Consider the following 14,007-nt stretch of genomic DNA (forward strand, 5'->3'; position numbering starts at 1 on the left):
GGATGGCACGAGTGTTGACGATCGCCGCGGCGATGTCAACGTGGCAGAGGTCTCCAGCGGGCCTTAGCTCGCGGCGGGGTTGCTGGGCACCACGCTGTGAATCGGCTGATCCGGGTCCAACGAGATGCCGAGCGCCTCGGCCGTGCCGACCAGGACGCCCATCATGATCGTCGTCAGGTGGGCGACGAATTGCTCGCGCGGCATGCGCCGCGGGCTGTCGGCGTCGGGGCCCAGCCACCATTCGGTGGCCGAGGCGGCCGAGCCGAAGGCCGCGTGCCCGGCCAGCTCGATCGCCGCGTGGTCCAGCTCCATCTCGCGCAGTTCGTTGTCGAACATGTCGGCCACGGCCAGGGTGATGCCGCGGCCCTCCTCGAGGATCTGCGGGCTCGCCGCCGACCGGCCCTGAATGAAGACCCGCAGCACGTTCGGGTGCTTGTCGACCAGCACGACGTACTCCTCGACCGCGCGGTGGATCACCTCGCGCGCCGAGTCGGTCTTCAGGTCGATCGACGGAAAGATCGCGCCCCACAGCATGTCGCGCAGGCGCTCCCCGATCGCCTGGAACAGGTCGGACTTGTCGTGGAAGTGCCGGTAGATCTTCGGCTTGGCGGTGCCGGCCTCCTCGGCGATCTCCCGCACGCTCAAATCGGGCCCCAGGCGGTCGATGGCGCGGAACGCCGCCTCGACGATTTCGCCGCGCACCTTCTTGCGGTGTTCGCGCCACCGTTCGCTGCGCGCGTCGACCTTGACCCCGGGCTTCACGCTGGGGTGCGGCGGTCGGGGAATTCTCACCACATCAAGCACCATACCGCGTAGGAGCCGCTGACCTGGGCAGACTTGGCCCTCACCAGCGCAGCATCGGAAACGGCCGGCGCGGGTGGGTGGCCGCGTAGCCAAGCAGGCCCCGCGCCAGGAACGCGTGAAATCCCAGGTACGGCAGCTCGGCCACCACCGCCTGGACGACGGAGCGCCGCAGGGGCCCGCTGAGCAGGCCGCGGCTGACGTCGATCCGGTCCGCGATGCGGAACGCCTCGACCATCGGGTCGCCGACGGCGCGCAGCCTGTGATGTTCGGCGATCATCGTTCGCGCGTCACCGATTTCGGCGATGCCGAACTCGCCGGCCAGGCTGGACGCGAGGTCGGCCGAGGGCTCCAGGTAGTCGAAGGTGCCCGCGGTCCAGATGCCCAGGTCGTGCACCGCCCACGCGAGCGCGGCCCAGTCGGGCAGGGGGGCACCGAACAGCGCCTGGTGATAGCTCAGTCCCCGATAGACGTGATTGCGGTAGACGGGAAGGTCCGGCCCCAGCGCGTCCTCGTAGCGCGCCAGCACGGCATCGACGATCGGATGGGCGGTAACCGCGGTCACCGGACGCTCCCGTCGTGGGCGCCTACAGCATGCAGGAGACGCAGCCCTCGACCTCGGTGCCCTCCAGCGCCATCTGCCGCAAGCGGATGTAGTACAGCGTCTTGATTCCCTTGCGCCAGGCGTAGATCTGCGCCTTGTTCACGTCGCGGGTGGTGGCGGTGTCCTTGAAGAACAGCGTCAGGCTCAGCCCCTGGTCCACGTGCTGGGTGGCCGCGGCGTAGGTGTCGATGATCTTCTCGTAACCGATCTCGTAGGCGTCCTGGTAGTACTCCAGGTTGTCGTTGGTCATGTAGGGCGCCGGGTAGTAGACCCGCCCGATCTTGCCCTCCTTGCGGATCTCGACCTTCGACACGATGGGGTGGATCGAGCTCGTCGAGTGGTTGATGTAGGAGATCGACCCCGTCGGCGGCACCGCCTGCAGGTTCTGGTTGTAGATGCCGTTCGCCTGGACCGACTCCTTGAGCCGCTTCCAATCGTCCTGCGTGGGGATGCGAATGTCCGCGTCGGCGAACAGCTGACGCACCTTGTCGGTCGCCGGCTCCCAGACCTGCTCGGTGTACTTGTCGAAGAACTCCCCCGAGGCGTACTTGGAGCGCTCGAAACCCTTGAAGTGGGTCCCGCGTTCGATCGCGATGCGGTTCGAGGCCCGCAGCGCGTGATAGAGCACCGTGTAGAAGTAGATGTTGGTGAAGTCGACGCCTTCCTCGGACCCGTAGAAGATGCCCTCCCGCGCCAGATAGCCGTGCAGGTTCATCTGTCCCAGCCCGATCGCGTGGGAATCGTTGTTGCCCTGCTCGATTGACGGCACCGACGTGATGTGGGTCTGGTCGCTCACCGCGGTCAGCGCGCGGATGGCCACCTCGATCGTCTGGGCGAAGTCCGGCGAGTCCATCGTCTTGGCGATGTTCAGCGAACCGAGGTTGCACGAAATGTCCTTGCCCACCTTGGCATACGACAGGTCCTCGTTGAACAGCGACGGCGTGGACACCTGCAGGATCTCCGAGCACAGGTTCGAGTGCGTGATCTTGCCGTCGATGGGGTTGGCCCGGTTCACCGTGTCCTCGAACATGATGTACGGGTAGCCGGACTCGAACTGCAGCTCGGCCAGCGTCTGGAAGAACTCGCGCGCCTTGATCTTCGTCTTGCGGATGCGCGCGTCGTCGACCATCTCGTAGTACTTCTCGGTGACCGAGATGTCGGCGAACGGCAGTCCGTAGACCCGCTCGACGTCGTACGGCGAGAACAGGTACATGTCCTCGTTCTTCTTGGCCAGCTCGAAGGTGATGTCCGGGATCACCACGCCCAGGCTCAGCGTCTTGATCCGGATCTTCTCGTCGGCGTTCTCCCGCTTGGTGTCCAGGAAGCGGTAGATGTCGGGGTGGTGGGCGTGCAGGTAGACCGCGCCGGCACCCTGGCGCGCGCCCAGCTGATTGGCGTAGGAGAAGGAATCCTCGAGCAGCTTCATGATCGGGATGACGCCAGAGGACTGGTTCTCGATGTTCTTGATCGGCGCCCCGTGCTCGCGAATGTTGGAGAGCAGCAACGCAACTCCCCCGCCGCGCTTGGACAGCTGCAGCGCGGAGTTGATCGATCGCCCGATCGATTCCATGTTGTCCTCGATGCGCAGCAGAAAGCAGCTCACCGGCTCGCCGCGCTGCTTCTTGCCCGAGTTCAAGAACGTCGGGGTGGCAGGCTGGAACCGCCCGTCGATGATCTCGTCGACCAGCTTCTCGGCCAGGCCGGTGTCGCCGGACGCCAGCGTCAGGGCGACCATGACGACCCGGTCCTCGAAGCGCTCCAGGTAGCGCTTCCCGTCGAACGTCTTCAGCGTGTAGGAGGTGTAGTACTTGAACGCGCCGAGAAACGTCGGGAACCGGAACTTCTTGGCGTATGCGCGGTCCAGCAGCTCCTTGACGAAGTTGCGCGAATACTGGTCGAGAACCTCACGCTCGTAATAGTTCTCGCGAATCAGGTAGTCGAGCTTCTCGTCCTGATTGTGGAAGAAGACGGTGTTCTGGTTGACGTGCTCCAGGAAGTACTGCCGCGCCGCGAGAACGTCCTTGTCGAACTGAATCCTGCCGTCCGCGTCGTACAGGTTCAGCATCGCGTTCAGCGCGTGGTAGTCCGTCTCCTCGGGCGACGCATGCGTGCCGGCGGCTACAGGCTCTGCAGTGACGGTTGGTGGCACGTCTGTTCCTTCCAGAATTCGGCGAGACCGGCGCGGACGGCATCCACGTCGTCCGGGGTCCCCATCAGTTCGAAGCGGTACAGGTAGGGAACGTCGCACTTGCGGGAAATGACGTTGCCCGCGTAGGCGAATTCGGCCCCGAAGTTGTTGTTGCCCGCGGCGATGACGCCGCGGATCAACGACCGGTTGTGCTCGTTGTTCAAAAACGCGATGACCTGCTTGGGGACGTAGCCCCCGGCGTTGACATCCGGGGTGGCCCGGCCGCCGCCGTAGGTCGGCAGGATCAGGACGTACGGCTCATCGACCTCGATGTGCCCGTGCAGCGGTATCCGCGTGGCGGGAACACCCAGCTTCTGCACGAAGCGGTGGGTGTTCTCCGACACGGAGGAGAAATAGACCAGGTTGCGCGACTGCACCGCAACCTCCTTACCTGAACGCCTTGCCTACGCGCTGAGCGCCGACTCCGCGAGCGCCTTGATCCGGTCGGGCCGGAAGCCCGACCAGTGGTCGTTGCCCGCCACCACGACGGGGGCCTGCAGGTAACCCAGCGCCATCACGTAGTCCCGCGACTCCGCGTCCAGCGTGATGTCAACCTTCTGGTAGGCGATGCCCTGCTTGTCGAGGGCCTTGAAGGTGGCGCTGCACTGCACGCATGCCGGCTTGGTGTAGACGGTGATGGTCATGGATGCCGCTCCTTTGCGGAAGGTGGGGACGTGTTACGGACTGGCAACTACCGGGGTGTTACGTCTTCGCTGTGTTCAGCGGCCCGTCAGGGCCCCGAATTCCCGTCCTGCGGCCGTCTGAGTCGGAGCAGCGTGCTTCGACGTCTTCGAGCCGATTCGGGGAGGTCCCCCAAGCCCGGCCAGCCTGGGGATCCTGGGATCTGCCGGTGCTCGAAACACTACACCTAGTGGCCGACAAGTTGTCCAGATACAAGATGTTCTGAATAACAATTTTGAAATTCGCTGGTCGTAAGCCCTCCGCCCGACACACGCCCGGCGTGTCGCAGGTCACATCGCGGTCGAGGAGCTCCACGCGAACCGGTATAGCACCGGCCACCGACAACGCCGGCCCGGTCGGCTTTCCGCGGCCGCCCCCACCGGCCCGCCAGCAAAGCCGTCGGCGTCAGCTGGCGGCTTCGGCCATCCGGTGATCGAAACGGCGCTGGTGGCCGGCGGGCGGCTTGTGCGTTATCGCTAAATTCAGCCCACTTCGGCGGCGAGCTTGCCGACGGCGTCGCGCACGCTGGCGGTCAGCTCGGCGTCTTCGGCCGGCGCCCTGCCCTCCAGCTTGGTGAACTGCAGCGAGAGTTTGATCGAGTCGACCACCCGGGCGCCGGCGATCCCGAACGACTTGCGGGTCTCGTCGTGCGCCCACACCCCGCCGTAGCGTCCGAAGCCGCCTCCGATGACGGCCAGCGGCTTGCCCTTCAGGGCGCCGTCGCCGAACGGGCGGGACAGCCAGTCGATCGCGTTCTTGATGACCGCCGGGATGCTGCCGTTGTACTCCGGCGTGACCACCAGGGCGGCGTCGGCGTCGGACGCGGCGGCGCGCAGCGCGGCCACCGGGGCCAGCGGCGGGGCGTCGGCGTTCATCGCCTCATCGATCTCCTCGTTGTAGAACGGCAGCTCGTGCAGCCCTTCGAAGATCGTGACGGTGACGTCGTCCGGGGCGACGGATCCGGCGAGCTCCGCGATCTGACGGTTGATCGACGCCGCACGCAGGCTGCCCACTAACGCCAAGACTTTGATCCCTGCCACTGTTTCGTTCCCTTCGGTCGTTGGTCCATCCTCGCATGCCCAAACCGGACTCTAGTCCGGTTTATTCCGGCGGCGTTAAAGTGCAGGGGTGAGCGCCGTCGAGCCGCTGGGCGAGTTGGGAGTGTCCGTGCCCCAGGAGCGGGGCGACGCGGCGCGCAACCGCGCGTTGTTACTGCGGGCCGCCCGGGAGCTGGTCGCCGAGCGCGGCGCCGACGCCGTCACCATGGACGACGTCGCCGCGGCCGCGGGCGTGGGCAAAGGGACCCTGTTCCGCCGGTTCGGCAGCCGCGCCGGCCTGATGATGGTGCTGCTCGACGAGGACGAACGCGCCAGCCAGCAGGCCTTCCTGTTCGGCCCCCCGCCGCTGGGGCCCGATGCCCCGCCGCTGGACCGCCTGGTGGCGTTCGGCCGCGAGCGGATCCGCTTCGTGCACACCCACCACGCGCTGCTGTCGGAGGCCAACCGCGATCCGCAGAACCGCTACAACGCCCCCGCCACGGTGCTGCGCACCCACGTGCGGCTGCTGCTGGCCGCGGCGCACACCACCGGCAACCTGGGCGTCCAGACCGACGCGCTGCTGGCCCTGCTCGATCCGGATTACGTCGAGCATCGCCTCAACGAAGGCGGCCACACCCTGGACACTTTGGGGGACGCGTGGGAAAGCCTGGCGCGCAAGCTGTGCGGACGGTGACGACCTGGGTCCTGCACGTCGACCTCGACCAGTTTCTGGCGTCGGTCGAGCTGCGCCGCCACCCGGAACTGGCCGGGCTGCCCGTCATCGTCGGCGGCAGCGGCGATCCGGCCGAACCCCGCAAGGTGGTCACCTGCGCCTCCTATGAGGCCCGCGAATTCGGGGTGCACGCGGGCATGCCGTTGCGCACGGCCGCCCGCCGCTGCCCGGACGCCACCTTCCTGCCGTCGGATCCGCCCGCCTACGACGCCGCGTCCGACGAGGTGATGGGGCTGCTGCGCGACCTGGGGCACCCGGTCGAGGTATGGGGCTGGGACGAGGCGTATGTCGGCGTGACAGGCGCCGACCCCGTCGAGGTCGCCGAGCAGATCCGCACGGTCATCTCGTCGGAAACCGGGCTGTCCTGCTCGGTCGGCATCAGCGACAACAAGCAGCGGGCCAAGGTCGCCACCGGCTTCGGCAAACCGGCCGGCGTCTTCGCGCTCACCGACGCCAACTGGATGACGGTGATGGCCGAGCGCCCGGTCGACGCGCTGTGGGGCGTCGGCCCGAAGACGGCGAAAAAGCTTGCGGCCCTGGGCATCACCACGGTGCGGGAGCTCGCCCACAGCGACGCGGAGCTGCTGACCTCGACGTTCGGCCCGCGCACCGGCCTGTGGCTGCTGCTGCTGGCCAAGGGCGGCGGCGACACCGAGGTCAGCGCCGAGCCGTGGGTCCCGCGCTCCCGCAGCCACGTCGTTACCTTTCCGCGCGACCTGACCGATCGCGCCGAAATGGACACGGCGGTAACGGCTTTGGCGCGCCAGGCGCTGGACGACGTGCTGGCCGGCGGGCGCATCGTCACCCGCGTCGCCGTCACGGTGCGGACCGCCACCTTCTACACGCGCACGAAAATCCGCAAGCTGGCCGCGCCCACCACCGACGCGCAGACCATCACCGACGCCGCCCTGCGCGTCCTGGACCTCTTCGAGCTGGACCGCCCGGTTCGGCTACTCGGGGTGCGACTCGAGCTGGCGATGCCCGGCTAGCGGAGCCGGGGCGGGCTTCAGCGCGCGCGTGAAGATCACGTTGACCTGGCGCATCGCCACGCTGTAGGGCCACCACGCCAGCCGCTTGAACGCGTACAACGCGCGGATGTCCGGCGACGTGTAGATGAGGTACCGGTTCTTGGCGAGGCCGGCCAGGATCTTCTCGGCCGCCCGCTCGGGCGACACGGCATGACCGCTGAAGCGGTCCACCCAGCGGGCGACGCCGGGGTCCTCGCGGTCGACGCCGGCGATCTCGACCGTGTCCACCAACGGCGTCTTCACCGCGCCCGGCACCACGACCGACACCCCGATGCGCTGGCGCGCCAGGTCGAAACGCAGCACCTCCGACAGCCCACGCAGCCCGAACTTGCTCGCGCTGTAGGCGGCGTGCCACGGCAACGCGACCAGCCCGGCCGCCGACGACACGTTGACCAGATGGCCGCCGCGCCCGGCCGCCACCATCGGCGGGACGAACGTCTCGATGACGTGGATCGGACCCATCAGGTTGATCGCGATCATCTTGCTCCACTGCTCGTGGGTGAGGCGGTCGACGGTGCCCCACGCCGACACGCCGGCGATGTTCAGCACCACGTCCATGCTCGGGTGGTCCGCGTGGATGTCGGCGGCGAACGCCGCCACCTGGCCGTAGTCGGAGATGTCGAGGGCGCGGTGGACGGGCACCCGCGCGCCGAGCGCCTGGGCGTCGGCCACCGTCGACTCGAGGCCCGCGGCGTTGCGGTCGGTCAGATACAGTTCGGCGCCACCGGCCGCCAGCCGCAGGGCGGTCGCGCGCCCGATGCCGCTGGCCGCGCCCGTGACCAGACACCGCTTGCCGCTGAAATATCCCCCGGAAGGCCTCGAAAACCCCAGTGCCATGGCCGTGACCCTACCGGGTCAGTTCTGGGCGCCGCCCCACAGCGAATGCAGCCACAGCTGCTCGAGCACGCGCACCCGGCGCTCCACGTCGTCCTCGGGCCCGACCAGGATCGAGTCGCCCGTCAGCACCAGTGAGGTGGTGCCCGCGAGGGTGCGCACCAGGGTGGGGATGTCGTCGCTGATCGGGTTGGCGGTGCCGGCCTTCATCTCGGCGTCGACGACGTCCGCGATCTGGCGGAGCACCACCTCGAACTGCCGCTCGAGGATGTCGCGAATCTCGATGTCGGTGTAGCGGGCCACGTTGCAGGCCGTCATCACCGGGTCGTTGTGCGCGTACACCGCGGCGGCGCTGCGGACCATCCGCTTGGCGAACTGCTCGGGCGACTCGCCGGGCTGGCGGGGGGCGAAATACTGGGTGAGCTCCTCGAGTTCCTCGGTCGCGTCGGCCACGATCTGGGCCAGCACCGAGTACTTGGAATCGAAGTAGAAGTAGAAGCCGGACCGGGCCACGCCGGCCCGCTCGCTGATGGTGCTGACCGACAGCTCCGCGAACGGCTTTTCCTCGAGCAGGTCGCGCACCGCCTGCATGATCGCCTGCCGGTGCTTGTCCCCCCGCCGGCGCGCGCCCGGTTCGCCCGGCTGCGAATTGGCGGCACTGCTCACCCCCCGACCTTGCACCACGCCGTCGGAAAAGCAAACTTGACAGCCGTCAAGTTTTTCCCGAAGGTATGAATCAGTGACCGCTGTCACCCGTCCCCGGGCCTGCACAGGAGCGCAAAGGAGCCTCAATGGCCGCCACCATCAGCACCCCGCACTACCTGCTCGATCAGGCGCGGCGCCGATTCACTCCGTCGATCAACAACTTTCCCGGCATGGGGCTGGTCGAGCGCAGGCTGCTGAACACGCAATTCCCGGAGCGGAAACTCGCCGAGCCGCCGCCGGGCAGCGGGCTCAAGGCCGCCGTCGGCGACGCCGGCCTGCCGGTCATCGGCCACATCATCGAGATGCTGCGCGGCGGGCCGGACTACTTGCTGCACATGTACCAGACCAAGGGGCCCGTGATCTTCGGCGACTCGCCGGTCCTTCCGGGCATCGCCGCCCTGGGCCCCGACGCCGCCCAGGTCATCTACTCCAACCGCAACAAGGACTATTCGCAGCAGGGCTGGGTGCCGGTGATCGGACCGTTCTTCCACCGCGGCCTGATGCTGCTGGACTTCGAGGAGCACCTGTTTCACCGGCGGATCATGCAGGAGGCGTTCGTCCGCTCGCGGCTGGCCAGCTACGTCGAGCAGATGGACACCGTGGTCTCCCAGACGATCTCGAACGACTGGGTGGCCAATGACGCCCGGTTTCTGCTCTACCCGGCGATGAAGGAGCTGACGCTCGACATCGCGTCCATGGTGTTCATGGGCCACGAGCCGGGCACCGACCACGAGCTGGTGACCAAGGTCAACAAGGCGTTCGCGATCACCACGCGGGCGGGCAACGCGATCATCCGCACTTCCGTGCCGCCGTTCACCTGGTGGCGCGGCCTCAAGGCGCGCGAGCTGCTGGAGAACTACTTCCGCGAGCGGGTCAAGGAACAGCGCGCGAACCCGGGCACCGACCTGTTGTCCGTGTTGTGCGAGACCGAGGACGAGGACGGCAACAAGTTCTCCGACGAGGACATCGTCAACCACATGATCTTCCTGATGATGGCCGCGCACGACACGTCGACGTCGACGGTCACCACGATGGCCTACCAGCTGGCCGCGCACCCGGAGTGGCAGCAGCGCTGCCGCGAGGAATCGGACCGGCTCGGCGACGGGCCGCTCGACATCGATTCGCTGGAGAAGCTGGAGTCGCTCGACCTGGTGATGAACGAGTCGATCCGGCTGGTCACGCCGGTGCAGTGGGCCATGCGCCAGACCGTGCGCGACACCGACCTGCTGGGCTACTACATCCCGAAGGGCACCAACGTCATCGCCTACCCCGGCATGAATCACCGGCTGCCCGAATTGTGGACGGAACCAATGAAATTCGACCCGGAGCGGTTCACCGAGCCGCGCAACGAGCACAAGCGGCACCGCTACGCGTTCACACCCTTCGGCGGCGGCGCCCACAAGTGCATCGGAATGGTGTTCGGCCAGTTGGAGATCAAGACGATCCTGCACCGCCTGCTGCGCAAGTATCGGCTCGAGTTGCCGCGCCCGGGATACCAGGCCGAGTGGGACTACGGCGGCATGCCGGTGCCGAAGGACGGCATGCCGATCATGCTGCGCCCGCTCTGACGGCCCTCAGGTCACCAGCCGGTTGGAGCAGGCGATCACCGCGCGCAGCGCGGCCTGGGTCGGATCCTGTGACCAGCCCATCGCCCACTGCGCGCGAATCCCGTTGCTGCCGTGGATGAATGTCGTGGTGGCGCCGTCGGAGCGCAGCTGGTGAAACCTCAACGTCTCCACCGTGATCGCGAGGTCGTGCAGCATCGCGGTGAGCGCGGCGATCGGACCGCTGGCGGCGGCCGTACAGGTGCTGAGCTGATCGCCGACGGCGATGGTGGCCCGATAGTTGCGGGCCTGCGGGCCGAGCCGCCCGGCCGGCCGCTCGGTGTCGGTGCAGGCGAAGTGCCCCAGCCGCACCGGGCCGGCGCCTTGGCCGTAGGTGGCGACGAAGGCCTCCCAGGACAGCGCGTCGGCCTCCTCCCGAAGACCGCGCGGCAAGTCGGCGCCGAAGTGGTGGGCGAACCACGCGGCCGCCGGACGCTCGGGCGCCGGGGAGAAACGGGATTGGGATAAGGCCATGGTTTCGGTCTTCTCTGATCGAGAGGGGCGACCGACGGTAGTAGCTTCCGACCCACAGCGGGGGGTCGGTCTGGGATCAGACCCCGCTGCGGGTGCTGGCTACTACGGCACGCTGAAGAAGACGCACGAGCGCGACGATAGACGCCCGGGCGCCGGCAACGCAAATTCATTTCGCGCGACCGAGTGCGCCCTTGCCGGACAAGCGCTTTCGCGGACCATCACGACGGTGCCCGCACCGTCGTTCCACGAATAACGCGAAACGTATCGATACTGCGGTGACAGCGATAACATCTGGAGGCAGTGGTGTCCCCGAATACGGGCTTCCAGCAAACGAAAGGCGCCACGGATGAACATCAAGAAAACTGGCAGACGAATTCACCCGGCCCGGCTGCTCGCCGCGGCACTGGCCGCGCTATTCGCCGTGTTGGCCGCGGGCTGCGCGACCCACAACCCCGGCACGTTCCTGACGCCACCGGCGACCCTGCCGGCCCCCGGTCGATAAACCGCGGCAGCGAACACCAATTACACGATTATTGGACCGCCACAATTTCGTCCGAACACGCGAATCGGTGCGGCGGCATACGGCGTCTCAATGAAAGGCACGGTCGTGAGCGAGAAAAGCAAAAACAGGGCGCGGATAGCGGTGGCGGGCGCGCTGATCGCCACGTTCGCCATCACGGCGACGGGCTGCGCGGCGTCACTGCACCCGGTGCAACTCCCCCGCGGCGGCGGGACGGTCACCACTCAATAGCTCGGTCAGCCGTTGGGTCCCGCCGACTGGTCGAACCGAAGGTAGGCCTGGATCGTCGTCCCGGCCGACGTGGTGTGCGTGCGCACCAGATCGGATAGGGCGTTGACCAGGTACAGGCCGCGACTGGCGGGGGCGGTGGGGCCCGGGTCCAGGCGTCCCACCAGCGGGTCGTCGAACCGTCCGGTGTCGCGGGCCTCGCACACCATATGCTCGTCTTGGCGCCAGAAGGCCAGCCGACAGGCCCCGTCGGTATACATCAGGCTGTTGCTGGCCAGCTCCGTCGCGATCAGCTGCAGATCGTCGATGCCGTCCTGCGACATGCCCACCCAGCCGGCGTAGTTGACGGCGAACGACCGGGCCGGGCTCAAATCTGCGGACTTTCTGACCGTGTACGTGACGGCCCCCGGGTTCGCCTGCAGCGGCCGGTTGCAGCGCGCCAGGGCGTCGCCGGGCGCGTACTCGGCGCTGCGCTGCAGCGCGCCGCGGTTCCACAGAAAGGGGTGGGTGGCGCGGGCCTCGGCCAGCAGCTCGTCGTCGAGCCGGCTCGCGTCGTACAGGCACAACTTCGCCACCGGGTAGCCGTCGAGCGCCTCGTTGACCAGCGCCTCGTGCTCCACGCACGCGACGAACTCGGCGTCGCGACGGCCCGGCCAGGCGAGCTGGCTCAAGATCCGCACCCGCCGGTCGGGGTGCTCGTCGACGAAGGAACCCTCCATGGCCATGAACCGGCTCGGGTTGCGGCCGACCTCGGCGATGTCGGCCATGCGCAATTCGGCCGTGAATCCGCCCACCGACCCGGACAGGGCGTCGTGCAAGGGCCCCAGCTGATCGCCGGGCATCGCCACCAGAACCGCCTCATCGGCCGCCAGGCCGTCGAGCACGAAGCGCACCGCCGAGTCCAAATAGTCCCGCTGCGAACGGTAAAGAAGCGCGGAATGGACGAAACCCGCGTGGCCGGCTTGCGTCCCCCTCAGGCCTTCCCGCATTCCAGCGCTGTCGCTGTCGATCACTACTGCCAACCCCCTGCTGGACCGGCCCCCAAAACGTTCCCCCTCCCCATACCCGATAAGGACCTTCGATATGCAAACGAACGGATCGCAACCGCGCGCGTCGGGTCCTACAACCACCAGGAGGCGGCGGCGTCCAGATGACGACGGATGCGGTAACGGGCGAGGCTGTCGTCACCGGCCTTGATCGCCTGCAGGATTCGCACATGGGCGTGCTCGACGGCCGCCACGTCCTCCCACGTGGGCTGGGCCTGCCCGGTGCTGGACCAGTGCCGGCGAAACAGCTCGATGATGATCCGCAGGAACAGGTCGAGCAGCGCGTTGCCGGCCAGCCGCGCCAGGCCGAGGTGGAACCGGACCTCGTCGCCCATGGCCTCGGTCGCCTCGCGCGCGCTGCCCTCGGGAACGCCCCGGTGCGCGTCCAGGAAGGCGGCCACCCCGGATTCGGTGCGCCGCTTGACGACCCTGGCGACGTTGTCGATCTCGATCGCATCGCGGACGCTGCGCAGGTCCTCGCCGGTGGGCTTGCGGTACTGCAGGTACAGCGCGATGGTTTCGATGCTCGCCTCGGCCCGGGGGCGGGTGACGATCAGCCCGCCGCCGGGTCCGCGGCGCATCTGGGCGACGGAGTGATATTCGAGTAGCCGCACCGCTTCCCGGAACACCGCGCGGCTCACCCGGTAGCGCTCCACCAGGGCGGTCTCGGTTCCGAAAACCGAACCGGGCTGCCAGCCGCCGTCGACGATCTCGTCGCCGATGGTGGCCGCCAGCATCTCGGCGAGCTTGCCCCGCGGCGCATCGCCGTCGAGCCGCCGGCGCCGCGCGCGCGGGCGGCCCTTGCCGCCGGGGTGATGCCGCTGCAGCCAGGCGGTCACCGCTTCGACGTGCCGCTCGGACAGCGACCTGGCCCGCGCCGCGTCGCCGGCGGTGACGGCGGCGACGATCTCTGCGTGGTGCTTGTGCATGTGGTCGACCGCCTCGATGGCCTCGGTTTCCGAGTCGGTCCGCGACGCAAGGGCGTAGCGGGTGGTGAGCCTGATCAGGATGTCGATGAACAGTTGCAGCACCGGGCTCTTGGACTGCTCCGCCAGCGCGATGTGGAACTCATCGCGCGGCGCCGGCTGTCCCGGGCGCCAGTGCTGCTCCGCGCGCAACACCGCGCGCAGGCGGTCGATGCCCACTTCGTCGATGCGCTCCGCGGCCAGCGAGGCCGCCAACGGCTCGAGCACCAGGCGCGCGTTGAGCAGGTCGACGAGCGTGGTGCCCACGTACTCGAGATAGATGACGACGGCGCGGGTCGCGGGGCCGGCGTCCGGCTCGCAGATCAGCAGCCCGCCGCCCGGGCCGCGGCGCATCCGGGCCACCTGATGGTGTTCGACGAGGCGAACGGCCTCCCGCAGCACCGATCGGCTGACGCCATAGCGCCGTTGCAGGGCCTGCTCGGAGCCCAGCGATTCACCGACGGGCCAGCCGCGACGAACGACGTCCGCCTCGATGTGGCGGGCGATCTGAGCGGCGAGCTTGTCCGTCGAACCGGAATCGCGCTGTGCCACAATCTAT

16 protein-coding genes are annotated in these 14,007 nt (G+C 67.9%); 5 read left to right on the forward strand and 11 right to left on the reverse strand.

Translation table 11 applies throughout. The features are described 5' to 3' along the window. Positions 1-63 precede the first annotated feature (63 nt). From AWB89_RS12070 to AWB89_RS12100, 6 genes are all read right to left on the reverse strand, one after another. Positions 64-795, reverse strand: a complete 732-nt coding sequence (locus AWB89_RS12070) for a TetR/AcrR family transcriptional regulator (protein WP_139830475.1) — start codon at positions 793-795, stop codon at positions 64-66. A 49-nt stretch (positions 796-844) separates the two neighbouring features. Next, positions 845-1,366 carry a hypothetical protein gene (locus AWB89_RS12075; RefSeq protein ID WP_085093742.1) on the reverse strand — a complete coding sequence of 174 codons (522 nt, stop codon included), beginning with the start codon at positions 1,364-1,366 and terminating at the stop codon, positions 845-847. A gap of 22 nt (positions 1,367-1,388) precedes the next feature. After that, positions 1,389-3,554 (reverse strand): class 1b ribonucleoside-diphosphate reductase subunit alpha, encoded by a 2,166-nt coding sequence (nrdE, locus tag AWB89_RS12080; protein WP_085173836.1) that lies wholly within the window; start codon positions 3,552-3,554, stop codon positions 1,389-1,391. Further along, positions 3,524-3,970: a class Ib ribonucleoside-diphosphate reductase assembly flavoprotein NrdI gene (gene nrdI, locus AWB89_RS12085; protein ID WP_085093738.1), complete on the reverse strand. Its 447-nt coding sequence runs from the start codon at positions 3,968-3,970 to the stop codon at positions 3,524-3,526. Before nrdI ends, nrdE begins: the two co-directional genes overlap by 31 nt. Before the next feature lie 27 nt (positions 3,971-3,997). Continuing rightward, entirely contained in the window at positions 3,998-4,237 is a 240-nt protein-coding gene (locus tag AWB89_RS12090) for a redoxin NrdH (RefSeq protein ID WP_085093736.1), read from the reverse strand. Between the two features lie 519 nt (positions 4,238-4,756). After that, a complete protein-coding gene (locus AWB89_RS12100; RefSeq protein WP_193791362.1) occupies positions 4,757-5,314 on the reverse strand; it encodes an NAD(P)H-dependent oxidoreductase in 558 nt (185 codons plus the stop codon). A gap of 88 nt (positions 5,315-5,402) precedes the next feature. Here AWB89_RS12100 and AWB89_RS12105 point away from each other — a divergent pair, with 88 nt between their 5' ends. Together AWB89_RS12105 and AWB89_RS12110 are read left to right on the forward strand one after the other, a co-directional pair. Next, positions 5,403-6,005, forward strand: a complete 603-nt coding sequence (locus tag AWB89_RS12105; RefSeq protein WP_085093732.1) for a TetR/AcrR family transcriptional regulator — start codon at positions 5,403-5,405, stop codon at positions 6,003-6,005. Continuing rightward, positions 5,993-7,033: a DNA polymerase IV gene (locus AWB89_RS12110; RefSeq protein WP_174627828.1), complete on the forward strand. Its 1,041-nt coding sequence runs from the start codon at positions 5,993-5,995 to the stop codon at positions 7,031-7,033. Before AWB89_RS12105 ends, AWB89_RS12110 begins: the two co-directional genes overlap by 13 nt. Here AWB89_RS12110 and AWB89_RS12115 read toward each other — a convergent pair. Beyond that, positions 6,995-7,909 carry an SDR family oxidoreductase gene (locus tag AWB89_RS12115; RefSeq protein ID WP_085173840.1) on the reverse strand — a complete coding sequence of 305 codons (915 nt, stop codon included), beginning with the start codon at positions 7,907-7,909 and terminating at the stop codon, positions 6,995-6,997. The two genes, AWB89_RS12110 and AWB89_RS12115, sit on opposite strands and share 39 nt — an antisense overlap. Before the next feature lie 18 nt (positions 7,910-7,927). Next, positions 7,928-8,497 carry a TetR/AcrR family transcriptional regulator gene (locus tag AWB89_RS12120; RefSeq protein WP_085093875.1) on the reverse strand — a complete coding sequence of 190 codons (570 nt, stop codon included), beginning with the start codon at positions 8,495-8,497 and terminating at the stop codon, positions 7,928-7,930. Between the two features lie 200 nt (positions 8,498-8,697). Between AWB89_RS12120 and AWB89_RS12125 the strand changes: the two genes are divergently transcribed. Further along, entirely contained in the window at positions 8,698-10,179 is a 1,482-nt protein-coding gene (locus AWB89_RS12125) for a cytochrome P450 (RefSeq protein ID WP_085093728.1), read from the forward strand. Between the two features lie 6 nt (positions 10,180-10,185). Here AWB89_RS12125 and AWB89_RS12130 read toward each other — a convergent pair whose 3' ends face one another. Continuing rightward, entirely contained in the window at positions 10,186-10,689 is a 504-nt protein-coding gene (locus AWB89_RS12130; protein ID WP_085173842.1) for a 2-isopropylmalate synthase, read from the reverse strand. A gap of 346 nt (positions 10,690-11,035) precedes the next feature. On the opposite strand from AWB89_RS12130, the gene AWB89_RS27520 reads away from it, so the two are divergent. Continuing rightward, positions 11,036-11,191, forward strand: a complete 156-nt coding sequence (locus AWB89_RS27520; protein WP_169716594.1) for a hypothetical protein — start codon at positions 11,036-11,038, stop codon at positions 11,189-11,191. Positions 11,192-11,296: 105 nt separating this feature from the next. Beyond that, complete coding sequence (locus AWB89_RS27275; RefSeq protein ID WP_158089823.1) at positions 11,297-11,440, forward strand: hypothetical protein; 144 nt, start codon at positions 11,297-11,299, stop codon at positions 11,438-11,440. A 5-nt stretch (positions 11,441-11,445) separates the two neighbouring features. On the opposite strand, the gene AWB89_RS12135 is transcribed toward AWB89_RS27275, so the two are convergent. Both AWB89_RS12135 and AWB89_RS12140 read right to left on the reverse strand, forming a co-directional pair. After that, positions 11,446-12,450, reverse strand: a complete 1,005-nt coding sequence (locus AWB89_RS12135) for an anti-sigma factor RsbA family regulatory protein (RefSeq protein ID WP_085173844.1) — start codon at positions 12,448-12,450, stop codon at positions 11,446-11,448. 107 nt (positions 12,451-12,557) lie between these two features. Beyond that, positions 12,558-14,003, reverse strand: a complete 1,446-nt coding sequence (locus AWB89_RS12140) for a FadR/GntR family transcriptional regulator (protein ID WP_085173846.1) — start codon at positions 14,001-14,003, stop codon at positions 12,558-12,560. Between the last annotated feature and the right edge of the window lie 4 nt (positions 14,004-14,007).

The sequence above is a fragment of the Mycobacterium paraense genome (assembly GCF_002101815.1).
In the GTDB taxonomy this organism is placed as follows: Bacteria; Actinomycetota; Actinomycetes; order Mycobacteriales; family Mycobacteriaceae; genus Mycobacterium; species Mycobacterium paraense.